At 44.2% G+C, this 25,915-nt stretch carries 21 protein-coding genes and 1 pseudogene; 16 read left to right on the top strand and 6 right to left on the bottom strand.

The genetic code is table 11. The annotated features are described in order from the left end of the window. Window positions 1–105 precede the first annotated feature (105 nt). Window positions 106–2,988 (top strand): chondroitinase family polysaccharide lyase, encoded by a 2,883-nt coding sequence (locus DW121_RS03765; RefSeq protein ID WP_118323067.1) that lies wholly within the window; start codon window positions 106–108, stop codon window positions 2,986–2,988. A 103-nt stretch (window positions 2,989–3,091) separates the two neighbouring features. Here DW121_RS03765 and DW121_RS03760 read toward each other — a convergent pair whose 3' ends face one another. From DW121_RS03760 to DW121_RS03745, 4 genes are all read right to left on the bottom strand, one after another. After that, entirely contained in the window at window positions 3,092–4,450 is a 1,359-nt protein-coding gene (locus DW121_RS03760; protein WP_118323066.1) for a sulfatase, read from the bottom strand. A gap of 22 nt (window positions 4,451–4,472) precedes the next feature. After that, complete coding sequence (locus tag DW121_RS03755; protein ID WP_118323105.1) at window positions 4,473–7,559, bottom strand: chondroitinase family polysaccharide lyase; 3,087 nt, start codon at window positions 7,557–7,559, stop codon at window positions 4,473–4,475. Window positions 7,560–7,746: 187 nt separating this feature from the next. Then, window positions 7,747–8,256 carry a DUF4348 domain-containing protein gene (locus DW121_RS03750; protein ID WP_118323065.1) on the bottom strand — a complete coding sequence of 170 codons (510 nt, stop codon included), beginning with the start codon at window positions 8,254–8,256 and terminating at the stop codon, window positions 7,747–7,749. An 82-nt stretch (window positions 8,257–8,338) separates the two neighbouring features. Next, window positions 8,339–9,616 (bottom strand): DUF2851 family protein, encoded by a 1,278-nt coding sequence (locus DW121_RS03745; protein ID WP_118323064.1) that lies wholly within the window; start codon window positions 9,614–9,616, stop codon window positions 8,339–8,341. 96 nt (window positions 9,617–9,712) lie between these two features. On the opposite strand from DW121_RS03745, the gene dapB reads away from it, so the two are divergent. From dapB to DW121_RS03710, 7 genes are read left to right on the top strand one after another with little or no spacing between them, the layout of a single operon-like run. Continuing rightward, window positions 9,713–10,474 (top strand): 4-hydroxy-tetrahydrodipicolinate reductase, encoded by a 762-nt coding sequence (gene dapB, locus DW121_RS03740; RefSeq protein WP_118323063.1) that lies wholly within the window; start codon window positions 9,713–9,715, stop codon window positions 10,472–10,474. 6 nt (window positions 10,475–10,480) lie between these two features. After that, complete coding sequence (locus tag DW121_RS03735) at window positions 10,481–11,965, top strand: S26 family signal peptidase (RefSeq protein ID WP_118323062.1); 1,485 nt, start codon at window positions 10,481–10,483, stop codon at window positions 11,963–11,965. 34 nt (window positions 11,966–11,999) lie between these two features. After that, the gene (gene lepB, locus DW121_RS03730; protein WP_117710534.1) at window positions 12,000–12,938 is read left to right on the top strand and encodes a signal peptidase I; all 939 of its coding nucleotides are present in this window, start codon (window positions 12,000–12,002) and stop codon (window positions 12,936–12,938) included. A 34-nt stretch (window positions 12,939–12,972) separates the two neighbouring features. Further along, window positions 12,973–13,617, top strand: a complete 645-nt coding sequence (locus DW121_RS03725; protein WP_117710533.1) for a WbqC family protein — start codon at window positions 12,973–12,975, stop codon at window positions 13,615–13,617. A gap of 49 nt (window positions 13,618–13,666) precedes the next feature. Next, window positions 13,667–14,476 (top strand): SDR family oxidoreductase, encoded by an 810-nt coding sequence (locus tag DW121_RS03720; protein WP_118323061.1) that lies wholly within the window; start codon window positions 13,667–13,669, stop codon window positions 14,474–14,476. Between the two features lie 42 nt (window positions 14,477–14,518). Further along, window positions 14,519–15,688, top strand: coding sequence for a mannonate dehydratase (gene uxuA, locus DW121_RS03715; RefSeq protein WP_117710531.1), 1,170 nt, complete (start codon window positions 14,519–14,521; stop codon window positions 15,686–15,688). A gap of 27 nt (window positions 15,689–15,715) precedes the next feature. Next, a complete protein-coding gene (locus DW121_RS03710) occupies window positions 15,716–16,306 on the top strand; it encodes an epoxyqueuosine reductase QueH (protein WP_117710530.1) in 591 nt (196 codons plus the stop codon). 9 nt (window positions 16,307–16,315) lie between these two features. On the opposite strand, the gene DW121_RS03705 is transcribed toward DW121_RS03710, so the two are convergent. Further along, window positions 16,316–17,563, bottom strand: a complete 1,248-nt coding sequence (locus DW121_RS03705) for a M16 family metallopeptidase (RefSeq protein WP_117710529.1) — start codon at window positions 17,561–17,563, stop codon at window positions 16,316–16,318. 110 nt (window positions 17,564–17,673) lie between these two features. Here DW121_RS03705 and DW121_RS03700 point away from each other — a divergent pair, with 110 nt between their 5' ends. The 5 genes from DW121_RS03700 to DW121_RS03680 all read left to right on the top strand — a co-directional run bounded on the left by DW121_RS03700 (window position 17,674) and on the right by DW121_RS03680 (window position 23,252). Continuing rightward, window positions 17,674–18,279 (top strand): SIS domain-containing protein, encoded by a 606-nt coding sequence (locus DW121_RS03700; RefSeq protein WP_117710528.1) that lies wholly within the window; start codon window positions 17,674–17,676, stop codon window positions 18,277–18,279. Further along, the gene (locus DW121_RS03695; RefSeq protein ID WP_118323060.1) at window positions 18,267–19,190 is read left to right on the top strand and encodes a carbohydrate kinase family protein; all 924 of its coding nucleotides are present in this window, start codon (window positions 18,267–18,269) and stop codon (window positions 19,188–19,190) included. Before DW121_RS03700 ends, DW121_RS03695 begins: the two co-directional genes overlap by 13 nt. Window positions 19,191–19,319: 129 nt before the next feature. Continuing rightward, window positions 19,320–20,381 (top strand): tyrosine-protein phosphatase, encoded by a 1,062-nt coding sequence (locus DW121_RS03690; RefSeq protein WP_118323059.1) that lies wholly within the window; start codon window positions 19,320–19,322, stop codon window positions 20,379–20,381. Window positions 20,382–20,441: 60 nt separating this feature from the next. After that, the gene (locus tag DW121_RS03685) at window positions 20,442–22,376 is read left to right on the top strand and encodes a DEAD/DEAH box helicase (protein ID WP_118323058.1); all 1,935 of its coding nucleotides are present in this window, start codon (window positions 20,442–20,444) and stop codon (window positions 22,374–22,376) included. Window positions 22,377–22,385: 9 nt separating this feature from the next. Then, window positions 22,386–23,252, top strand: a complete 867-nt coding sequence (locus DW121_RS03680; protein WP_118323057.1) for a DMT family transporter — start codon at window positions 22,386–22,388, stop codon at window positions 23,250–23,252. A gap of 79 nt (window positions 23,253–23,331) precedes the next feature. Here the strand turns inward: DW121_RS03680 and DW121_RS03675 are convergent, their stop codons facing one another. Next, window positions 23,332–23,820 (bottom strand): Dps family protein, encoded by a 489-nt coding sequence (locus tag DW121_RS03675; RefSeq protein ID WP_118323056.1) that lies wholly within the window; start codon window positions 23,818–23,820, stop codon window positions 23,332–23,334. A gap of 141 nt (window positions 23,821–23,961) precedes the next feature. Between DW121_RS03675 and DW121_RS03670 the strand changes: the two genes are divergently transcribed. The 3 genes and pseudogenes from DW121_RS03670 to DW121_RS03660 all read left to right on the top strand — a co-directional run. After that, window positions 23,962–24,888, top strand: coding sequence for a hydrogen peroxide-inducible genes activator (locus DW121_RS03670; protein ID WP_117710522.1), 927 nt, complete (start codon window positions 23,962–23,964; stop codon window positions 24,886–24,888). 114 nt (window positions 24,889–25,002) lie between these two features. After that, window positions 25,003–25,569, top strand: a complete 567-nt coding sequence (gene ahpC / locus DW121_RS03665) for an alkyl hydroperoxide reductase subunit C (protein WP_117710521.1) — start codon at window positions 25,003–25,005, stop codon at window positions 25,567–25,569. A 63-nt stretch (window positions 25,570–25,632) separates the two neighbouring features. Continuing rightward, a pseudogene (locus tag DW121_RS03660) lies at window positions 25,633–25,914 on the top strand (FAD-dependent oxidoreductase); the annotation flags it as partial. Window position 25,915 lies beyond the last annotated feature (1 nt).

The raw sequence follows: 25,915 nt of genomic DNA, 5'->3' as shown, positions 1-25,915 counted from the left end.
ACATTTCTACCTAAATGGTTTTATTTCTGTTTTTGAACAATCTACTGTCTGTAACAGTACCCCACTATAATTCTTTATATTATATAAATTAACACTACTATAACTATGATACACAGAAGTTATCTATTTTTCTTAATCTTATTTTACTTTAGTTTATCAACTTTTGCACAGTTCATAGGTTTCGAAGAGAAAATTCCGCATAATTTCAAGAGTTCCAAAGAACAAGAGCTAGCTTTATCGTCATTGTATTATAAAGAAGGAAGTAAAAGCCTGGAATGGAAATTTTCCCCGAACAGCATATTGAATATCCCATCCGAATCTGTTTTTACCTTAAATGATAATAGCGGGATTACATTATGGATTTATAATGAGAAACCTCAATCAGATACCCTACGTTTTGAATTCTACTCTCCTATAGGGCAAGTTTCCTATCATTTTGGTTTTCGACTGTATGCAACAGGCTGGCGTGCTTGTTGGATAAGTTTCAAACATATGCAAGGAAACAAAAAAGAAAAAGAAATAGCCGGATACCGTATCGTTGCCCCAAACCGTACCGGACGTATTTTTATAGATCGCTTGACCTTTCCTGTAAAAAAAATTAATGACCGTACTACTCCAGATTTACAGATGCCAACTAATAACTCACTTTCCTACAGAGATCTATGGCATTGGTGCCGTGTTTGGCAATGGGAACAATATCAATACGACCTGCCTCTGAGTAATGCATTAGCCACACCTGAAAAGCAAGAGTTAGCAATCGTAGAAGCACGACTGACAGCAGCACTTGATATAAAAAAAACGTCTCAAAAAGATATAACAAAAGCTTACAGCACATTCAAAACAGCTAATATCCGTCCTTCCGGCAATGGTTTTACAGGTGCTCCTATTGTTGTTCTTGATGAGATAGATCGCCAAAAAGGCGAAATATCTTTAAATGATTTGGAAGATATGTTATCAGGTTTTGCCTACGACTCTTATTACAATCATTCAATCCAATCTACAAAAAATTATTTCCGTGTTTGGGACTACGCCATCAATCAAGGCTTTGCTTTTGGAAGTGGCATGGGTACCAATCATCACTATGGTTACCAAATAAGGAAAATATATACCACAGCATGGCTAATGCGTGATGCTATTTGGAAAAGCCCTAACAGAGATAATATTCTTGCTGCACTTACCTTTTGGTCTGCATTACAAGAAACAAGAATACCTTATCAATATGGAAGAGATGAACTATTAGACACTTGGCACACTCTATTAATGGCAAAAACCATATCGGCTCTTATGTTTGTAGATGAAAAAGAAAGAGCACGTGCCTTAGCCGGACTTTCAAGATGGTTGAGCGGTTCCTTGCAATACAGTCCCGGTACTATAGGCGGTATCAAAGTAGATGGAACAACCTTTCATCATGGAGGTTTTTATCCAGCTTATACAACTGGAGTACTTGCTATGATAGGACAATTTATTGCACTCACCAGCCATACCCGATATGTTCCCACATTAAAAGCTCGTCAAGTGCTTAAATCCGCATTTGTAGCTATGCGAAATTATTGCAACAGTTATGAATGGGGAATTGGTATTAGTGGAAGACATCCTTTCAGAGGTTCCATGAAGGATGATGATATACAAGCATTTGCTTACCTAGCACTTGCAGGTGACTTATCAGAAGAAAATAATACATTCGATCACCATTTAGCTGCCGACTATTTACGACTTTGCAACAAAGTTACTCCAGAAACAGAATATTTCAAAAAAGAGGGTATAACTCCAGCAAAAGCTCCACAAGGTTTTTTTGTATATAATTATGGATCAGCAGGTATTTTTCGTCGTAATAACTGGATGGTAACCTTGAAAGGTTACACTACTGACGTATGGGGAGCTGAAATCTACAAAAAGGATAATAGATACGGACGTTATCAAAGTTACGGTTCCGTTCAAATCATGGGATATCCATCACGCATAGCCAGCGGTTATGATGAAAACGGTTGGGACTGGAACCGCTTGCCGGGGACTACCACTATACATTTACCATTCGACTTATTGGATAGCCCTTTGCCAGGAACCACAATGGCACATTCCAAAGAGAATTTCTCCGGAAGCAGTTCATTGGAAGGGAAAAATGGTATGTTTGCAATGAAACTTATGGAACGTGATCTGAAAAACTTCACACCAGATTTTACAGCTCTAAAATCTGTTTTCTGTTTCGATAACCGTATAATATGCTTAGGTACAAATATCAATAATAGCAATACCAAATTCCCTACTGAGACAACTCTTTTTCAAAGTACCTTTCAGAAAGGAAAAACAGATATCTACGTGAACGGAAAACTGAAAAACAATTCATTCCATCAAGAATTAAACGACGGAAAATACCATTGTATTCAAGACGGATATAATAATTATTATTTAGTCAACGGGCACAATGTACATGTCCAAATAGCTCATCAAATATCACGTCATGAGAAAACCCGGATCCAAACACAAGGAAATTTTGCTTCTGCATATATTAATCATGGAGTAGCTCCGCAGGACGCTCAATATGAATATATGGTATTAATACAACCTACTCCAGAAGAGCTGAATGTTGCCTGTCAAAAAGACGCTTATCAAATACTCCGTAAGGATAGTGTCGCACACATAGTTATGGATAATCAAACTGGTATTACCGCTTATGCAGTCTTTGAAACTTATTGTCCACAAAAAGATAAAATATTCTTTTCTATCCCAGCAGAAACAATGGTTATGCAAAAACAATCAGGAAACAAACTTTTACTTAGTGTATGCGACCCTAACTTAAATATTTCTGAAAAAGCTTATACGACCAAGAAACCAAGCAGACCTATTGAAAAGACATTAATTCTAAAAGGAAAATGGAGAAGTGCAACACCACATGAGAAAGTAACCATACGTTCCAATTTAACAGAAACTGTTCTTTCTGTAAGCTGCCAACATGGACAACCCGTAGAATTTACGTTATCATGCGAGTGATTTCTTTCAGATATTCATTCAATAGGACATCACCTTTATAAAAAGAAAGCATACTTGTCTCTTAATTAAAAGACAAGTATGCTTTCTTTTTATAAAGGTGATATTACATACCCGGAATCAAATGTACTTCAGGGCGTATCTGACTTACATGGTGCAGTTTCATCCACTCATTCAGATAAGTACGATGTTGTAAGAGAATATTCTGATACTTCTTCTCTATGGCTAAATTCCGCATTTCCCCACGATCATTCACCATATCATACAGTTGCTCACGATAAAGTCCTTTGTCATACAACACATATTTATAACGTGAAGTACGCAAAGCCCAACCACGGGCAATTCCTTTATCAAATGTGGTTTCAGTAACAACATAAGGTTGATGTACCTGTTGGGAGTCGGCATTTTCCACTAAGGATTTGAAAGAGACGCCATGCAGACCTTCGGGAAGAGAAACTCCCGCCCAATCGCATACAGAAGCAAAGAAATCAACGCCTTCATTAATAAGTTGGGGCATTTCTTTACCGGCATTCTTCTTGCCGGGAAGAGTAACTATCAGAGGAACATTCACAACTTCTTCGTATAGAGCCGACTTCTGATTCCAATGATGCGCTCCTACACCGTCACCATGATCACTCGTAAAAATAACCACTGTATTTTTCCACAAATCCTTTCTGTCAATGACATCAATAACTTTACCAATCTCGGCATCTACTTTTTCAACCAACCGAAAATAAAGGCTGCGATAACGCCGCCAATCATCGGGAGAATAATGACGGGTAGGATAAGCGGAATAATTCAACGTTTGCTCATAGTCGATTACATCGGCATCATAAGGATTGCGAGCAAAATTCAAAGGCAAACCGGGCCATTCATCCTGAGGAAGTTCGGGCAAATTACCGAACGGAAGATTCTGGCTGCGTGCATACTCACAAATGTTGTGAGGATTGTCAAAACCCACCACAAGAAAGAAAGGCTTGGAATGCTTCCGCTCAAGAAAAGAGACGGAAGCCTCAGCCAGTCCGTTATCATTATGCGGATAAATAGTAGAGAAGCCGAACTCTTTATCAGGCATGGAAGGGGTATGCACATGCCATTTTCCGGCATAAGCGCACTCATAACCGGCACGCTGCATCAACCAACCCAAACTGGCGGTACGCAAAGAATCGGCCATAGGCACATTGTTTCGGGAAAGTCCGATTTCGTGAGAAGTATATCCCGTAAACATGGATGCCCTGGAAGGACCGCTTAACGGAGCGGAGCAATAAGCATTTCTAAACAAGATTCCCGCCTGTGCCAAGCGATCCATATTCGGGGTATGCAAATCCGCATTCCCCATACAGCTCATGGCGGAAGCTGTTTGTTGGTCGGTTACAATATAAATAATATTCGGCAAGTCCTTCGCTCCCAGCAAGGAAGGAGTAAAGGCAGTGGCACACAACATGATATTTTTTAGCTCTACCATAACAAAGAGATTTGATTGAAGTTTATTTACGTAATAACTCTACATCGAAGCTTGCAGCATCCTTGCACGTAAAACGGAGTACCGTTTGCTTTTTATCGGCTGAAATAAGTTTGCAGTAAGGTGTTTCCGCAACTTTCCACAAGCCTTTCAATGTAACGGTTACGGGAATTTCCCCACTATCATTATCAATCCACGGACGGGAGTAGATACTCCGCTCAATCCGTTTACCGTCTTTATCAAAAGCCTCATCACTCGGACCGCGATATAAAGCCAAGTCCGGTTGGGAAACGGTCAGTAACAGTTTATCTTTATTGTCACGAATCATTACCAGACAGGAAGTATCCGCCTTTTGCAGCAAACCGTCCGAAGGAAGCGTTTGCGGAGTCTCAAACAATACATAAGAAGTGAGATTATCCGTCAGCGAACGGACAATATGGGCATTCCGGTCTTGTTGAAGAACCTTATAGGAAGGCTTTTTTGCAAATGATTTTAAGGAAGCGGCATCTGTATGGGGCAATACGGCATATTCGTAAGAAGCGCCTTGCGGAGCCTTGCCATGTTGAAGCGTCAAAGAAACCCAATCACCCGAAGTTGGCTTCGTACTGCGTTCACCCACCGTAATCTGCGGGAAATTCTTTTCATATTTGGCACTTGCCATAGAGGCTTTGGAAAGATAATACCCCACCCCGTTCGGGTCGATATAAGTCCGTCCGTCACTTTTGTAGGCATCCCAGTATTTATGGTTTTCAGGAGTGACAGCCGCCAACTGGAAAACGGTGGTCTCCGTAGGAAATTCCGCATTCGTATTTTCAATGTCCGTACCCAGACACACTATCGTGCCATCAAAGAAATGGAAGGACTTACGGGCACGATGCGAACCGTTGTACTTGTCGTGCTCATGCAGTTTCATGCCGAAATTTCCATTCAGGCGTGCCTGAGACAATCCTCCGGCAAAAGCCTCGTCAGAATAAAGCATTTCTTCCATACCGGAGAAAACATCCACATTCAGTACTTTGGCACGCAACTGTTCAAAAGGCAGATGAATGCCGGTCCCTCCCGGAATACGGTTCCAGTCAAAACCGTTCTCCTGCCAGCCGCTCGTAGCAAAAGTTACCATTTCATCGGGTTTTCCCGTTAATATCTGCATACTTCCATGCGCCAGATAACGGCCATAGAAATTGGCTGGAAGATAATGTTCGGCAGCCCACAGATAGCGGGAATGTCCACGTACTACGGCCGCCCAATTATCCCTACGTTGTACAGAAATACAACCATAGCCTAATGCAAGATTACCTTGCGGATCGGGTTCGGGACGGAATCCCTGTGCTTCAAGCAATTCCTTCATTTTCAATTCCTGCCGGGTAGAAGCCTTCGGCAGATAATCAGGAGCATCTTCATCCGGTGTGTTGGCATAAGCTACCAAACGCAGATAGGCAGCAGCCATGTCAGCATCATATTTCTGTTTGCCGTCCGGCGTACCAGCAATAGCCATAGTGGCATACTGGATAGGTATCAACTCCCCTTTGCCGTTGGGATGGCGGCCGGACATGGAAAGCGACCATTGTTTCAAGTTACAATAGAAACGCATGGTAAGCAACACATTCTTTACCGTTTCATGTGCCAGTTCGGACAACTTGAACTCAGTACCGCTCAGTAAATAAATCATACTGGTAGCCCCGTCCAAGCCTCCTACCGCATAGGCCGGATAATTGTTGCGATGATGAAAACAAGCTCCGTCTTTCTTGAAAGAGCCCGCCAGTCCCGGTGCCGGACGGCAACCGTAGTCCAGCCAGCGGGAGAAAGAACGCAGATATTGCAGTTTTTCCGGGGTATCCTCCATTATCAGAATACTGGCAATACGTCCTTGCAGTTTAGTATTGAAAGTATCTATATCGATACCCGTTTCCGTAGGTTTGGGATATACCTCGTTTGTAATGGCGTACCAATTCAGTGTGCGTTCGGCATCCTCCAACTTACCGGCCTCACGCAGTACATCCTTCATCAGGAAATAAGACACAAAGAGCCCGCGCATACTGTAACCATAATGGTGGATATTTCCCCAGCAACTGCCATATGCAACACCTTGGTCGGTAATATGGTCGTACATAGCAAGAAACTTCTGTTTCAGTTCATCCCTTACGGCAGTATCCAAAGCATTGTTGTAAGCTATGGCAATACGCTTCATCAGGTTAAAATATTCACTCATTTCCATACCCAATCGGGTAAACATATCCTTGTCCCAATTAGGTATCATGCGTTCATAAGCCTCTGCCTGACGAACCATAAAGATAGGTAAACCGGTTACTTTCCCATCCTTATAGGCAATCTTATAGAAATCAAATTTCTTACGAATACCCTCCAACTCTTTATCGGTAAATTTGGAAGGCGTATAAAGCATATCTCTGAAACGTTTCTCTATGACCCGTATTTCCTGTTTCTGCGTATCGCTCACGGGAGCCAAAGCGATATCCGGCTTCCACAAAGAATGCTCGTAAATGACAAGCCAGTGGTTGGTAGTCCCTTTATTGACGAAAGGCACTTGCACATCGGCGGTCTGTTGGCGGGCATCCACTTTGCTGGCAGGTATGATATGGTCCAGATATAACTTGCCTTCAGTATCGGGAGCAATGATACGTATTTCATTCATTCCCTCTTCCGGTGTTCCTTCCATATCACGTTCATAGCACACCCATGCCGCACGCCAACCGGTAAAATTGATTCCGAATGGGAAAGAAGTGCATTTCTTCCCGTCCTTCAAGAACTCAAATTCTATCTTTTTGTCTTGTGCCTCTTCATTGTACACCCATACAATGAAAGCGGAAAGATATGTGTCTTTCCCGGTAGAATCTTTCTTCTCGAACTTCAGGTCTTTCTTGATAGACAACACAGCACCCGGATTAAAAGTCCAGCTCAAGCTGTGCAGCCCGTCTTTATAATGTTCCTCACTGATATCCAAACGGGATTTCGTTCCCGAAATAAACGCCGGTATTTGTTGGTCTTCAAAAGAAAGCAGTTTTTCGTTTTTTACTACTTGAGCTTCCGTATGTACCGGTAACAAAGTTCCGAGGAGTACTCCTACTCCCATTGTCCATTTACTAAATTGCATCATGTTCATTCATTTAAGGTTACTATACCGTTTACAAAGAAAGCCCTCTTTCGGGAAACAAAGAGACATAAATCGTACAGAAGAGGTCTAAAAATGTCATAGTATACGGAGTACAAAGGAATGACAGGATAATAATGAAAAATGTGCGTGTTGACACATTCATTCTCTTTTAATATAGAAACCGGCTAAGCTAAGGGTGAAGTTCTTCGAAAGTTTTATTTTCTTCCTGCATCGTGCGGACGGTCTCCTCCAATTCACTGATAGGTAAATCAAAATTATACCAATCATTATAACAATCGGTGACATACCATTTGCCGTCTACCAACTCGAAAACCACGCGAAGCGACGGTTCCGACTCATCGTATCCCGCTTCAAACTCTTTATGCGCCGGTTCATTACGGGTAAAGCGGGAAATATAGATTCCCCCTTCCTCTTCCGTAATCCGCCCTTCTTTCAGAGTTTCACTATCCAGCAATGCCCATTTATCGCGGGTAAAGGGAAATGTTTGCTCCGTTTCGCCATCGTCTTTCAACAGGACAATGGGAGATTTCAAAGGGAATTTGATACGGGAATACTGAAATGAAGCACTGGACGTGAATTTCTGGAGAAACGTCTTGAAATCCTCCCCGGCTGCCAGACTGTTAAAAGTCGATAGCATAAGCGCCGTACACAGACAAAAAACAAAGTAAATTGCCTTCATATAGATACGAATTATTTCGATTCAGAATGCAAATATACAACAAGTCAAGAATTTACAATGAAAAGCTGACAGGAATTTATACCTACTGTCGCTTACTCCGCAAATACTCATATCCGAAGCGGCAACGCAGGCAATCTTTCTTGTCGCAATACTCCTTCTGAAGCTGGAGCAAGGCTTGTGAATCTGCCGCTGTATAGACGGGCAACCCTGCACCGCTCCATAAGCGGGTAACATGATTATTCTCGGCTTTCAACGCTTCAAGAAAACGGGTGGCACGATCACAAAGCTCCTCATCTGCCTTATGCATTCCGTAAGCATAAAGAAAAGGAATGACGGTGTTGATGAGAATCAGATTCAAAGCATTCTCTCCCAACCGTTTTTCTTGGTGAGGAGAGGACTTTTTAAATGTAAAATGCTCTTCCCAATAAGTTGAGGTCTGTGCCGACAATATTTTCTTTACACTCTCCGGTGTTTCGGCCGCCATGACGCGTGAAAATAAAGACTGTTCTTTATGATACAGCCAGGCAAGCTGGGCCAAACGCACATGAGGGAAATTGCCGGGACGCAGGCGCAGAAAACGCCACAGACTATCGGACATGGGATCAGGCAATGCAAACTTATGCCGCAAATAATGAAATTCTTTCCGAAGTTTCTGATAGTAATCATCCTCTTGCCATTCTTCTTCCAAAAGTCCCGCCTGCCCTAAGAAGAACGCCTCTACCTGAAAAAGGCTGTCCCGATGTTTGTCCACCGCACGGAACGGCAAATGATTGGCCCATGCTTCAAAAGCATCGCCATTCAATCCGAAGCCAAAATTACGGGCAAGAGTAATAAAGAATACGTCCTCCCAATGGTTATTGCAACACTCCAAACGGGCGGCAATGGCCTGTGCTTTCTGTTCAAAACGTTCTACCTGCAAAGCCGACAGCCAAGAATGAACAGTCAGTTTCGGCAGGGAATCAAGGACGGAGTAGCAAGGAGGGTATATTTCTGCCTGTTGCAACTCATTATAACGCTGACGGACATTGTCCGGACAGTGCAATAATAGCTGAGGGACAATATCACCGTTGGCATGATGTACCTCGCAATCCGAATCGCCCACCACATGCAGGATAACATTATCATAGGCTCTATCCCGTTCGTGTCCATGACGAAACCAGTCCGATGCCCGCGTATGTAACTCGACGTTACCTACCCAAAGCGTACCGTCTATTTTTAATTTCGCGTTAAAGAAGTCGGGGCCTGCATTCATATTCGGCAAACCGGGATCTATCACTTCGACCGGCTGTCCGGAGGTCGTCTGGAGTGACATTAAAGGAAATATCTTATGCTTCCAGACGTAATGCAGCAATTGTTCCATTGTTAACAAGACGTTAATGTTGTGCGCAAATGTAAGAAAAAGATTACCTTTGCGACGTATAGTTTGTTGATAAACTGAATAAAAACCAAAGAAACAATGAAAATAGCATTAATCGGTTACGGAAAAATGGGCAAGGAGATTGAGAAAATTGCCTTGAACCGCGGACACGAAATTGTCAGCATCATCGATATTAATAATCAGGAGGATTTTGAATCGGCCGCATTCAAGAGCGCCGACGTCGCCATAGAGTTTACCAATCCAATGGTAGCCTATAACAATTATATGAAAACTTTCAAGGCCGGCGTAAAATTAGTTTCAGGTAGTACGGGCTGGCTGGAGGAGCACGGCGAAGAGGTCAGGAAACTCTGTACCGAAGGCGGCAAAACACTGTTCTGGTCATCAAACTTCAGTTTGGGAGTAGCCATATTCTCGGCTGTCAACAAATATCTGGCAAAAATTATGAACCGTTTCCCCGCTTACGACGTAACGATGAGCGAAACGCACCACATACATAAACTGGATGCCCCAAGCGGAACTGCCATTACCCTTGCCGAGGGAATTTTGGAAAACCTCGACCGCAAAGACCGTTGGGTAAAAGGCACACTGCAAGCACCGGACGGAAGCGTATCGGGTTCTGCCGAATGTGCAACCGATGAACTGCCTGTCAGCTCCATCCGCGAAGGAGAAGTTCCGGGTATTCACTGCATCCGTTATGATTCCGAGGCAGACAGTATCACCATTACCCATGATGCCAAAAACCGCAGCGGCTTTGCCTTAGGAGCTGTATTGGCTGCAGAATATACAGCCGACAAGCAAGGATTCTTAGGTATGAGCGATTTATTCCCATTTTTAAAATAAAGTATTATGAGAAAAGCAACACGCGCCCAATGGATTAAGTTCGGCATAATTACCTTACTCTACCTTGTTTTCCTTGTTTGGGTAAAAAGTTGGTGGGGAGTGATTATTGTTCCTTTCATATTCGACATCTATATCAGTAAGAAGATACCTTGGGGGTTTTGGAAGACATCCAAGAATCCGGCAGTACGCAGCATTATGAGTTGGGTGGATGCCATTGTCTTCGCTTTAGTAGCGGTCTACTTTGTAAACATCTACATATTCCAGAACTATCAGATACCCTCATCTTCACTGGAGAAATCATTGCTGGTAGGCGACTTCCTTTACGTAAGCAAGATGAGTTACGGTCCGCGCGTGCCGAATACCCCGCTCTCCATGCCACTGGCGCAACATACACTGCCGATATTCAACACCAAATCGTACATTGAATGGCCGCAATGGAAATATAAACGTGTACCGGGTTTCGGAAAAGTAAAGCTGAACGATATTGTCGTGTTCAACTTTCCGGCAGGCGATACGGTAGCACTCAACAGGCAGCAAGAAGATTTCTACAGCCTGGCTTATAGGGAAGGACAACGTGTTTATCCCAATAAAATCAATATGGACAGCCTGACGCGTGACCAACAGCGTACCGTCTACGACCTTTACTACAATGCCGGCCGTAATCTGATCCGTACCAACCCGCAAATGTATGGTGATATTGTAGTACGTCCTGTGGACCGCCGCGAGAATTATGTAAAGCGCTGTGTCGGTTTGCCGGGAGACACCCTGCAGATAAAGGATACACAAGTGTACATCGACGGAAAAGCCATTGAGAATCCGGAAGATATGCAGCTCAACTATTTTGTGCAGACCACAGGTCCGTACATACCGGAAGATATGTTCCGCGAACTGGGCATCAGCAATGACGACCAAATACTGATGACCGATGACTTCAATTATGAGGAAGGACTTATGCAGATGGGGCTGGACCGCCGTGATGCCCAAGGCAGGCTGACCCCCGTTTATCACTTGCCTCTTACAAAAAGAATGTACGATACGCTTATCGGTAACAAAAAGCTAATCAGCCGTATTATTATGGAGCCGGAAAACCTGTCAGGACAGATGTATCCGCAAAATCTCTACACCAAGTGGACGCGAGACAACTACGGTCCTATATGGATACCGGAAAAAGGCGCTACCGTTACCTTGACCAAAGACAATTTACCGATTTACGAACGTTGTATCGTTGCCTATGAAGGCAATACACTGGAGCAGAAACCAGACGGCATCTACATCAACGGACAAAAGACGGATACCTACACTTTCAAGCTGGATTATTACTGGATGATGGGCGATAACCGCCACAATTCTCTCGATTCCCGTTATTGGGGCTTTGTACCGGAAGACCACGTGGTAGGCAAACCTATCGTCGTTTGGCTGTCGTTAGACAAGGACCGCGGCTGGTTTGACGGAAAAATCCGTTGGAACCGAATCTTCAAATGGGTACATTAATACAGTGATTAAGGGTTAGCGGTTGGTACACACCATGAGAGGAAGGAACTGGAAGATTGCAGCTACTATAACAGGAGTGATACTGATAGTGGTATTACTCCGGGGCTGTGTTGCGACTTCCTATTTAATACCTTCCTCAGGAATGGAAAATTCACTGTACCGCGGTGAACGTATCTTAGTAAACAAATGGAGCTACGGACTACGGCTTCCTTTCATGAGTTTATGGGGATATCAGCGTTGGGCAGACAAGTCTGTGCACAAGGATGATATTCTTGTATTCAATAATCCCGCCAACCTTTCACAAGCAACAATCGATCAAAGAGAAGTATTTATCAGCCGTTGCTTGGGGATACCGGGAGACACCTTGTTGGTAGATTCTCTTTTTTCCGTAATTCCTTCGGAAAAGAATGCCCCGGACCAGAAGTTCCTTTATACGTATCCACGGAAAAAGGAAAGACAGTTGGACTCCTTGCTCACCATTCTTTCCATCTGCCCCAACGTGTTGCTGGGGCAAGATACAGCAAAGAATGTACGCAGTTTCAGCAGATATGAGTATTATCTATTAGAACAGGCCTTAGGAACCAATAATTGGATAGAGCCAGCCGATACAGAAGATTCTGTTGAAGTACTGAAACCACTCATCATCCCCGGCAAAGGAAAAGCCGTGCGCGTGTACCCCTGGAATATGACACTACTACGAAATACGTTGGTATTGCATGAAAAGAAACAGGCAGAAATCAAAAATGACACATTATATATCGAAGGAAAACCTGTACAGCATTGTTACTTTACGAAAGATTACTATTGGGTTGGCGCCAATAATTCCATAAATCTGTCAGACTCTCGCTTGTTCGGTCTTGTACCGAAAGACCATATTATCGGTAAAGCAGCCGTCATATGGTTTTCTAAAGAACAAGGAACGGGGCTTTTCAATGGATATCGTTGGAATAGAATGTGGAAAAGAGTGAGGTGATTTTTTAATTTTTAATTTTTAATTCTCAATTTAAATGACTGTCTATCTTTCTTCCGCCTATCTGGCTCCGGTTGAGTATTATACAAAATTGCTGGTATATGAGCAAGTGTATATCGAACAACACGACCATTATATCAAGCAAACCTATCGTAACCGCTGCACTATTGCCGCACCGGACGGAGAACTCGCCCTTTCCATTCCCACTGTCAAACCCGACACTCTAAAATGTCCTATGCGCGACATCCGTATCTCCGACCATGGGAATTGGCGCCATCTGCATTGGAATGCCATTGAATCGGCATACAACCATACACCTTTCTTTGAATATTACAAAGATGACTTCCGTCCTTTTTATGAAAAGAAATATGAGTTTTTAGCCGATTTTAACGAAGAACTCTGCCGCCTCATCTGTTCACTGATAGATATACAACCCGTCATAGGACGTACCTCAGAATATAAAACCGAGTTCGATTCCGACGAGAAAGATTTCCGCGAGCGCATTCATCCTAAGAAAGATTTCCGTCTGGAAGATCCGGAATTCTTTCCGCAACCTTACTACCAAGTATTCCAAGAGAGGCTCGGTTTCTTGCCTAACCTCAGTATTATCGATTTACTGTTCAATATGGGACCGGAGAGCTTACTGGTGTTGCAGCAAAGTAACAGACAGAACTATCAATAACTTGACATAATTCATATAACTAACTTTTAATTAATTAACAAACTCAATCATGAAAAACTTATTCGACATTAAAAACAAAGTAATCGTCATTACAGGCGGTTGCGGTATCCTGGGGAGAAACATCGCCAACTATCTGGCCGAACAAGGAGCTAAAATCGTAGTTTTAGATCGTGCGGAAGAAATTGGCAAGGAACTGGAAGCCGAACTTAACCAAAAGTCTGAAGCCTTGTTCCTCGTAACCGACGTACTGAATAAAGAAGTGCTGGAAGAAAATAAGAAAGCCATACTTGAACGCTTCGGCACTATCGACGTACTGTTGAACGCTGCAGGAGGCAATATGCCGGGTGCTACCATTGCTCCGGACAAGACCGTACTCGATCTGGATGTAGACGCATTCCGCAAAGTGGTAGATTTGAACCTTTTCGGTACAGTACTTCCTACCATGGTATTCGTAGATGTCATGGCAAAGAACAAGAAAGGCGCTATCGTTAACTTCTGTTCCGAATCGGCTCTCCGTCCGCTGACGCGTGTAGTAGGTTATGGCTCTGCCAAAGCCGCCATCGGCAACTATACCCGCTATATGGCAACCGAGTTAGCTACCAAATTCAGTCCCGAGCTCCGTGTTAATGCCATTGTTCCGGGCTTTCTGTTGACCAATCAAAACCGTGCGTTGTTGACCAATCCCGACGGCTCGTACACAGACCGTGCAAAGACCATAATCGCCCACACTCCATGCGGACGCTTTGCCGAACCGGAAGAACTCTTCGGAACCATCCACTACCTTATCAGTGATGCTTCCAGCTTCGTTACCGGAGCACTTTCAGTGGTAGACGGAGGCTTCGACGCTTTCTCCATTTAACTATAAAAGAATCAATTGTAAATCGTAAAAGTAATAAATACTATGATACTTTGTGAACAAACATGGCGTTGGTATGGTCCTAACGACCCTATCAGCTTATGGGATATCAAACAAACCGGAGCTACCGGCATCGTGAACGCCTTGCACCACATACCCAACGGCGAAGTATGGACAGTGGAAGAAATCATGAAACGAAAAGAAATGATTGAAGCCGTCGGACTGCGCTGGTCTGTCGTTGAAAGCGTACCCGTACACGAACACATCAAAACCCAAACCGGAGACTTCCAAAAATATATAGATAACTATAAGGAAAGCCTCCGCAACCTTGGCAAATGTGGTGTAAACATCGTTACCTACAACTTTATGCCCGTATTGGACTGGACTCGTACTGACCTTGCCTACGAGCTTCCCGATGGTAGCCGCGCTTTGCGTTTTGAGCGTGCCGCCTTCATTGCTTTCGACCTCTTCCTACTGAAACGTCCCGGTGCGGAAGCCGATTACACCGATGAAGAAAAGGCCAAAGCCAAAGTCCGCTTTGAACAGATGACGGAAGATGACAAGCAATTGCTTGTACGCAATATGATTGCCGGTCTGCCCGGTTCGGAAGAGAGCTTCACACTGGAACAGTTCCAGAAAGAACTGGACCGTTACAAAAACATCACTCCCGAGAAACTGCGCGCCAACCTGATTTATTTCCTCAGCGAGATTTGTCCCGTTGCCGATGAAGCCGGTGTTGAGTTGGTAATTCATCCGGACGATCCCCCCTGTTCAATTCTGGGATTGCCGCGTATCATGAGTTGCGGAGCCGACTTCCAGGCTTTGATTGACGCTGTCCCCAACAAGAGCAACGGCCTGTGCCTGTGTACCGGTTCACTGGGTGTAAGTAGCGCCAATGACTGCGCAGCCTTAATGGAACAATTTGGCGACCGCATCAACTTTGTACATCTCCGTAGTACACAACGTGATGAAGAAGGCAATTTCTATGAAGCCAACCATCTGGAGGGCAACGTTGATATGTATCACGTAATGAAGGCTTTCCTCGAACTGCAGCAACGCCGTAAAGTCTCCATTCCGATGCGTCCCGACCACGGACACCAAATGGTAGACGACTTAAAAAAGAAGACTAATCCGGGATATTCCTGCATCGGCCGTCTCAGGGGGCTGGCAGAACTAAGAGGACTGGAAATGGGTATTGCGAAATCGTTGCTATGAAACTAAAAGTTTAAAGTACTCATTACTATGCTGAAAATTCAAACTCCCAACGGTGAAAACAGAGTTTTGCTACATTCCTGTTGTGCTCCCTGTTCCTCTGCCATCATAGAATGTATGCTGTCAAACGGCATCTGCCCAACTGTGTTTTATTGTAATCCCAACATTTATCCGAAAGAGGAGTATGAAATAAGAAAACAGGAAGCCATTCGCTTTGTAACATCTCAAAACCTCGATTTCATCGATGCAGATTACAACTACACCCATTGGCGGAATACCATGCTGGGGCTGGAAGATGAACCGGAACGTGGCGGCCGTTGCCTGAAGTGCTTCACACTACGCCTGACGGAAACGGCACACTATGCTTCCGAGCATGGCTTTTCTGTTTTTACCACCACCCTTGCATCTTCGCGCTGGAAAAGCCTCGATCAGATAAACGAAGCGGGAAGACGGGCAGCCACCCTTTATCCCGGTACAATCTTTTGGGAACAGAACTGGCGAAAAGGCGGATTACAAGAACGTCGCAACCGTCTCCTCAAAGAGTATGACTTCTATAACCAACTATACTGCGGCTGCGAATTCAGCATGAAACGATTGGAACAACCTGAAGAAAATAAATAGAGAAGATTATCAATCGTAAATAAGTGTCGATAAGTAATCCTCTGCAAACATCTCGTTTGCCACTTCCAACAGATTTTCGGGGGTAAGTCGCTCAATACGCCGGAACACAGCCTCAGAGGTTTCATATTTATTATAGTGCAGGAAAGTCTTTGCCATACCGAGGGCATTGTTCTCGTTATTGTCCGAAGCTACACCTATTTGACCGATAAGCTGTTTCTTGGCAGCGGCAAGCTGGGAAGGAGTCATTCGGGTATCACGCAGACGCTTCAGTTCTTTATACACAAGACGGGTGCAAAGGCCTGTATCCTCAGGATCGCAACCGAAATAAATACAGAAGGTTCCGGTGTCGGTGTAGGAAGTCAGGTTGGACTCTACATTATAGACCAAACCGCGCCGTTCGCGCAAGGCTATATTCAATCGGCTGTTCATACCCGGACCGCCGAGAATGTTGTTCAACAAATAGAGTGCCGTACGCTTGTCCTCGTAGGCGTTGTACCCCCGGCTTCCAATCATGATATGTGCCTGATGAGTATCTTTATGCAAAACCAAATTTTTCGGAACATATAAAGGCGGAGGCGTACGACGGTTATCAACAACCACAACCGGAATATCAGCCAACAGTTTCTCTGCCCAGCGCACCACTTGCCTGAAATCCATATTACCCAAAACAAAGAACACCATATTGCCGGGATGATAAAAGCGTGAAGTAAAAGCGGCAGCATCTTCACTGCGGAATTTCTTCAACAGCTCCGGATTACCGAGGATATTACGCCCTAAAGGATGCTCGCGAAAGATTAGATCCTCAAAATCATCAAAAATCAGTTCAGAGGGATTGTCCTCATACGATTGAATTTCGTCTATAATAACCTCTGTCTCCTTCTCAATCTCCCGTTGCGGAAACGTGGAATGGAATACAATATCTGTCAATAACTCGAAAGCGCGTCCGAAGTGTTCGGTAAGAAATGCAGAATAAATTACGGTTTCTTCCTTATTAGTGTAAGCATTCAAATCACCGCCCACATTCTCCATACGGTTCAAAATATGCCATGCTTTGCGCTTCTTAGTGCCTTTAAAAATAAGGTGCTCTACAAAATGCGCCATACCCTGCTCGTTTTCGAGTTCATCACGCGTTCCGGCATCTATTGCAAAACCACAATAAGCCACCTTTGACAAAGACGGTTCGTGGATTATGCGCAATCCGTTCGGCAATGTGTGCAGATTATGGCGAGACGGTATTTCTTCTGTTAAATTCTTCATTCTTACGTTACAAACAATATGCGGGTACAAAAATACAATAAAACTTATTGCCGTTTATGGAAAATTACGGATATTTGCGGACTTATAATTCATAAATCAAAATTGAGACAATGATAGCATCCATTCAAGAGCTTTTGCAGAAAGAAGCGCAAGCCGTATTGAATATCCCCGTAACGGACGCATACGAAAAAGCGGTAGAACTCATCGTAGAACAAGTACACCGCAAAAAAGGAAAACTAGTAACTTCCGGTATGGGTAAGGCAGGGCAAATAGCTATGAATATTGCTACTACCTTCTGTTCGACCGGCATTCCTTCCGTGTTTCTCCACCCCAGTGAGGCACAGCATGGAGACTTGGGCATTCTGCAGGAGAACGATCTGTTATTGCTCATTTCCAATTCGGGCAAAACGCGTGAAATTGTCGAGTTGACACAATTGGCACATAACCTGAACCCAAAACTGAAATTTATTGTTATCACGGGAAATCCGGACAGTCCGCTGGCGCAGGAATCGGATGTATGCCTCAGCACAGGAAGTCCCAAGGAGGTCTGCACATTGGGTATGACTCCTACCACTTCTACGACGGTAATGACCGTTATAGGAGACATTCTGGTCGTGCAAACCATGCAGAAAACCGGATTTACTATTGAAGACTACTCCAAACGTCACCACGGCGGTTACCTCGGAGAAAAATCAAGATCATTATGCGTAAAGTAATCGGCATCGGAGAAACAATATTAGACATCATTTTCCGTAACGAGCAACCTTCGGCTGCCGTTCCGGGCGGTTCGGTATTCAATGGAATAGTTTCATTGAGCCGTACCGGTGTTCCTATCTGTTTCATCAGTGAGACAGGCAATGACCACGTGGGCAATATCATTCTCCAATTCATGCGCGATAACCATATTTCCACAGACCACGTTAACGTGTTTCCTGACGGGAAATCTCCCGTATCGCTTGCTTTCCTGAATGATAACAGCGACGCTGAGTATATTTTCTATAAGGATTATCCCAAACAACGGCTGGATGTCATCTACCCCAAACTGGAAGAAGACGACATTGTCATCATCGGTTCTTACTACGCATTGAATCCGGTGTTGCGCGAGAAAGTATTGGAACTGCTCGACCAAGCACACGAAAAGAAGGCTATCATTTATTACGATCCCAATTTCCGTTCTTCCCATAAGGAAGAAGCTATAAAATTAGCACCGACTATCATTGAGAATCTGGAATACGCAGACATTGTACGCGGCTCACAGGAAGACTTCTTCTATATGTACAATTTGCGTGACGCAGACAAAATATATAGAGACAAGATAAAATTCTACTGTCCCAATTTCCTGTGTACGGCAGGGGCGGAGAAAATAACGCTCCGCACTGCTTCCGTCTCCAAGGAATATGATATACCACCGCTGAAAGCCGTGAGTACCATTGGGGCGGGTGACAACTTTAATGCGGGCATCATCTACGGCTTGCTGAAATATGACATCCGCTATGACGACTTGAACACCATCAGCGAAGCCAAATGGGATGAAATTATCCGTTACGGTATGGAATTTGCCGCAGAGGTCTGCAAAAGTTACAGTAATTCGGTGTCACACGAGTTTGCGGAGAGATACAAATATTGATAAATCTCTCTAATCCGTACCTAAAAATAAATTATCATTTAAAAATTATAAAAGCTTCATACACGCTGTATAATCTGCAGCGAAAAACTATATATTTGCTGTAAACGACATTTAGAGAGTTTACTAATTATGTATAAGAGTCTGTTGAACTTGCTTGCTCTGGCAGTGTTGCTTCCTTCTTGTAGCGGCACAGCTCCACATATATCCATTGTATGCGAAGAAAACAATGTAGGGAACTGTATCGTTAAATGGGAAATGGTTCCCCTCATCAAAGGGAATGTGAAAGTATATGCTTCGACCGACCCCGATTTCATTCCGGAAGATGCCCCTGTTGCCCTCGCCAATATCTCGGACCTGAAAATGACCATTATCACAAACGACCCTACCAAACGTTACTATTATACCCTTTTGTTTGGGGATAAATACCGTGTAAAGATTGCCACGCGTAATGTCAACATCCCCGGCATACAAAACTTCCGGGATTTAGGCGGTTATCCCTCCTATTCTACCAAAAAACAGACGCGTTGGGGAATGATTTACCGCTCGGCGGAAATAGACAGTCTTGAATGTTCCTCACGCAGGGAACTCAAAAATCTCGGAATCAAAACACTTATTGACTTGCGGGCTTCCTCGGAAATAGACAGGCAGTCCCCGCTACAGAAAGGGTTCAATGTCGTACATATTCCGCTTGCTACCGGAGATATGGAAGATATACTGAAAGGCATACGGGAAGAAAAGATAAAATGTGATACCGTCTATCGTATGGTAGAACGGATGAACCGAGCTTTGATAAACAAATACACAAAAGAATACCGGCAGATATTCGACATCTTATTGGACAAGAACAGCTATCCGGTAGTTATCCACTGTTCTTCCGGCAAAGGACGTACAGGCATCGTTTCCGCATTGGTGCTTGCCTCGCTGGGAGTCAACGAGGACATAATCATGGAAGACTACCGGCTGAGTAATGACTATTTCAACATTCCAAGCGCCTCTAAATACGCCTATCAGCTACCCACACGCTCACAAGAAGCTATCACTACCCTGTTCTCGGCGCGTGAGGACTTCCTGAATGCCGCCAAAGATGAAGCGGAGCGAAAATATGGTGACATTGACACCTACCTGCGAAAAGGCATCGGCTTGAGCAAAGACGAAATAAAGAGGTTACGGAGTATTTTGCTCAGTGATTAGTGATTAATCACCAAAAAACTCTTATCTTTGCACCCGAATATAAAGATATACAAAGATTTAATGAAGACATTTGAAGAGCTCGGTGTGTCGCCGGAGATACGCCGCGCCATTGAAGAAATGGGATATGCGTGTCCCATGCCGGTACAAGAGGAAGTAATCCCTTACCTTTTGGGAGAAAATAATGATGTAGTAGCACTGGCACAAACAGGAACAGGAAAGACCGCAGCGTTCGGTCTGCCGCTTATACAGCAAATTAACGTAAACAATAGAATTCCCCAATCACTCATTCTCTGCCCTACCCGCGAACTTTGTTTGCAGATTGCCGGTGACTTGAATGATTATTCTAAATACATCGACGGCTTGCGAGTACTGCCTGTATACGGCGGTTCGTCCATCGAGAGCCAGATACGCGCCCTGAAACGGGGAGTACACATCATCGTGGCTACTCCCGGACGCCTGCTCGACCTTATGGAGCGCAAAACCGTCTCCCTTTCCACCATACAGAATGTAGTTATGGACGAAGCGGACGAGATGCTGAACATGGGATTCACGGACAGCATCAACGCCATTCTGGCAGATGTGCCTCAAGAGCGTAACACGTTACTGTTCTCCGCTACTATGAGCCCTGAAATTGCACGTATCTCCAAGAAATATCTGCACAACGCAAAGGAAATCACTATCGGACGCAAGAATGAGGGCACAAACAATGTGAAACACGTGGTTTTCACCGTTCACGCCAAAGATAAATACGCCGCTCTGAAGCGTATTGTAGACTATTATCCGCAGATATACGGCATCATTTTCTGCCGTACCCGCAAGGAAACACAGGAAATTGCCGACAAGCTGATGCAGGAAGGTTACAATGCCGATGCCTTGCACGGCGAACTGAGCCAGGCGCAACGCGATGCCGTCATGCAGAAGTTCCGCATACGCAACCTGCAACTGTTGGTAGCCACCGATGTTGCCGCACGCGGCTTGGACGTTGACGATCTTACCCATGTCATCAATTACGGCTTGCCTGATGATACGGAGAGCTACACACACCGCAGCGGGCGTACGGGACGCGCCGGAAAAACAGGTACATCCATCGCCATCATCAACTTGCGTGAAAAAGGGAAAATGCGTGAAATAGAACGTATTATCAGCAAGAAATTCATCCAAGGAGAAATGCCTACCGGTAAACAAATCTGCGAGAAACAGCTGTTGAAGGTTATTGACGAGCTTGAGAAAGTAAAAGTAAATGAGGATGAAATTTGTGATTTCATGCCCGACATTTACCGCAAACTGGACTGGCTGAGCAAAGAAGACCTGATTAAACGTATGGTTTCCCTCGAATTCAACCGTTTCCTGGACTACTATCGCGACCGTGAGGAAATAGAGATTGCCACCGGCAGCGAACGCAGCGCAAAAGGCGGCGAACGCAGTAACAGTACCCGTCAGGCAGCACCGGGTTTTAAACGCCTGTTTATCAATCTCGGCAAAATGGACAATTTCTTCCCGAATGAACTTATCAGTCTCCTGAACAGTAACACTCGCGGGCGTGTTGAGCTGGGCCGTATCGACCTGATGCAGAAATTCTCTTTTTTTGAAGTGGAAGAAAAAGAAGCCAACAACGTTGTGAAAGCCTTAAACCGCGCCAACTGGAACGGTCGTAAAGTTTCCGTAGAAATTGCAGGGGAAGAAGGAAAGGATACCCCCAAAGGAAAACGCAGAACCGAAGGCGGCAATTATGGCAAAAAGGAGTTTGACGGCAAAAAACGCAGTTACAAGGACGACCGCCGCAGCGAATCTGCCGGCAAGCGCAAGGACAAAACCGAATATGCTGCTACCGACAAGAAGAAGGACAAGCCCAGTCGTGAAGAACGCGGTTACACCAAAGCACGCGGTAAAAAAGACGATTGGAAACAGTTCTTCCAAGGCAATAATGAGTTTAAAGATTCAGAACCCGACTTCAGCGAAGAGGGCTGGGCAAGACGGACACCTAAAAAGAAATAAATAAGTGGCGTGAATAAAGTCAATGGTTTTTTATACGGGCTATTATCTTCCGCGAGCTTCGGATTGATTCCGTTGTTCACGATTCCTGCCATGCAGCAAGGAATGGATTTCTGGTCTATCCTATTATACCGTTTTCTTTTTGCTATGCTGGCATTGGCAGGCATATTGCTGCTCGACAAACAATCTTTCCGCATACGCCGTAAGGAGATACTGCCGCTTCTGTTGCTGGCATGCCTTTACGACAGCTCCGCCGTATTCCTCTTTTGGGGATATCAGTTCATGTCGAGCGGTGTGGCTACCACCCTTCATTTTATGTATCCGGTGCTGACCACGCTCATCATGATGATTTTCTTCCATGAGAAAAAATCCATGTGGCGTATGGCGGCTATTGCGCTTGCAATAGCCGGTGTATTCTTTCTATCCGGCGGAGATAGTACGGGAAGTATCACTTGGCTCGGCATATTCATTGTTTTGCTCTCTGCGCTGGGATATGCTCTCTATTTGGTAGCTGTAAGCCAGTTGAAGAATCTTGAAATGAAAGGGCTTAAAATGACGTTTTATGTCTTTTTATTCGGCGGCATCCTGCTATTCACAGGGACAGAAGCTTCCGGCATAGGATTGCAGGCTATTCCGGACCGCACCACATTAGGCAACCTGGTGATGCTGGCATTAGTGCCTACCGTAATATCCAATCTCGCACTGGTACGCGCCATCAAAAACATAGGCTCCACACTGACATCCGTATTGGGAGCTATGGAGCCTGTAACAGCGGTATGCGTCGGCATTACCATTTTTGGAGAACCGCTTACCCGAAGCATAGCGCTGGGTATTCTGCTCATTATCTCAGCCGTAACCGTCATTATTCTAAAAAGGTGATAAGCGAAACGATAAAATTATAGGGTGATAAAACGATGTATCATCACCTTATCACCCTACCAACTTACTACTTTATCCCCTACTTTGTACAGCTCTTAGTGCTGAAAGCAACAAGCATCCAAACCATTTTTTCCTGCTCTTTCAGGTAACTGGTCATTAAGTCGGCGGTGGCGTCATCACCGGCTTCACTGGCCAGTTCAATTACTTTTCTTTCTTCACCGATAAGATAACTATAGGTTTCGAGGATATGGTCAACAGCCTCACCGCCACAAGTAATACCGGAAATTTCTTTTACCTTGGCAGCCTTGAGATATTCGCTGAATTTATTTTCGGGTGTACCGCCTAACATCAGGATACGTTCTGCAATTTCATCCACTTTCTCTGCGGCATCATTGTACATGTCTTCAAACTTGCTGTGCAGCACGAAGAATCCATGTCCTTTAATATCCCAGTGGAAACCGCGTAAGTTGGTATAATGTACCTGAAAGTCTGCCAATAACTGATGTAATGCTGATACAACGTTGGCAACTTTCTTTTCATTCAAATGTAAGTAATCTAAAGTCTTCATAATCTTTCTATTTTAAAAATTCATACTATTTTTCTTTGTTTCTGTTGCAAAGATAATCGGCAAATAAATGCTTGTCAAACAGATAATTTCTATCTTTGCATAGAACGATTCTATATATAATATCCAAAAGCCCTGTTTACTATGACTTTACAACAACTGGAATACATACTTGCTGTCAATCAATTCCGTCATTTTGCCAAAGCTGCTGAATATTGTCGGGTTACACAACCCACTTTGAGCGCCATGATTCAAAAACTGGAAGAAGAACTGGACACTAAGATTTTTGACCGCAGCCAGCAACCTGTATGCCCTACTCCTATCGGTGTTCACATCATAGAACAAGCTCAAAATGTGTTAGTTCAAGCAAATCGTATAAAAAACATTATAGAAGAAGAAAAGCATTCACTCTGCGGAATTTTCAAACTGGGCATACTTCCCACCATAGCTCCCTATCTACTGCCACGTTTCTTCCCACAACTAATGAAGAAATATCCGCAGCTCGACATCAGAGTGGTTGAGATGAAAACAAACGATATCAAAAAGGCTTTGCAAACGGGAGACATAGATGCCGGAATCGTAGCCAGTCTGGCAGGAATGGAAGAATTCCAACAGACACCGCTATTCTACGAACAGTTCTACGCCTATATTGCACGAGAGAACCGTCTTTTCAGCAATGAAGTTATACGAACCTCGGACTTAACGGGAGAACAACTTTGGCTGCTGGATGAAGGGCACTGTTTTCGAGACCAGCTGGAGCGTTTCTGCCAGCTGAAAGCAGCCCGCGCCAGTCAGTTAGCCTACCATCTGGGCAGTATGGAAACCTTTATGCGTATGGTAGAAAGCGGTAAGGGCATCACTTTCATCCCTGAACTGGCCGTTTTGCAACTGGACGGCATGCAGAAAGAGCTGGTACGTCCTTTTGCCATCCCCTGTCCTACCCGGCAAATTATCATGCTGACTAACCAAAGTTTTATCCGCAACACACTCTTAAAAACAATCACCCAAGAGATAACAGCTGCAGTACCTAAGGGAATGCTCTCTCTGAAAGCAGCTCAGGTACTCGTATAGATTTTGTCTATCGGAGCATAAAACTTTTCAATCGGATTTTTTGTTCTACCGAGAAAAAATGCTATATTTTTACATCGGTAAAACAAAAAACTAAACCTTTTAAAAAGTATAATTATGGAACCGATTATCAACTCTCAACTCCCTGAATTCAAAGTTCAGGCTTTCCAGAACGGAAGTTTCAAAACAGTAACCAACGAAGATGTAAAAGGCAAATGGGCCATTTTCTTTTTCTATCCGGCAGACTTTACGTTCGTATGTCCTACTGAATTAGTAGATATTGCAGAAAAATACGACCAATTCCAATCCATGGATGTAGAGGTCTATTCTGTAAGTACAGACTCTCACTTTGTACATAAGGCATGGCATGATGCTTCCGAAAGCATCCGCAAGATTAAATACCCGATGTTGGCAGACCCGACAGGTACATTAAGCCGCGCATTCGGTGTGATGATTGAAGAAGAAGGTATGGCTTATCGCGGTACATTCCTTGTAAATCCTGAAGGTAAAATCAAGATTGCCGAGATTCAGGACAACAACATCGGGCGTAATGCAGACGAACTGCTGCGTAAAGTGGAAGCTGCGCAATTCGTAGCTACTCACGACGGTGAAGTTTGTCCCGCCAAATGGAAGAAAGGCAGTGCGACTTTGAAGCCAAGCATCGATTTGGTCGGTAAGATTTAATCGTACCCCCATACGACGCATATTGTTATGTAAAGACTATCTCTATTTCTTCCTTGCAAAAGCAAAAAAATTACTGTCTTCGAGTTTGCCGATACGCTGAAAGCTGATCAGGTGTTACAGGAAAAGGTCGGAAGCCTTCCTAACGTAGAGATATTCACTTCTTCACAAACTACCCGAGTGATAGGCGACGGAAAGAAAGACGCATCCTGCCGTACTACACTTCCGGGTGTTTATGCTGCCGGAGACGTGTCCGACGTACCCTACAAACAAATTGTCATGGCTATGGGTGAAGGAGCTAAAACAGCATTGCCTGCTTTCGACGACCGCATCAGAGGGATAGTGTAAT

Origin of the sequence: Bacteroides sp. AM10-21B, from assembly GCF_003472565.1 — a bacterium.
Taxonomy (GTDB): domain Bacteria; phylum Bacteroidota; class Bacteroidia; order Bacteroidales; family Bacteroidaceae; genus Bacteroides; species Bacteroides propionicigenes.
This window is presented reverse-complemented; position numbering and strand designations above follow the sequence as displayed.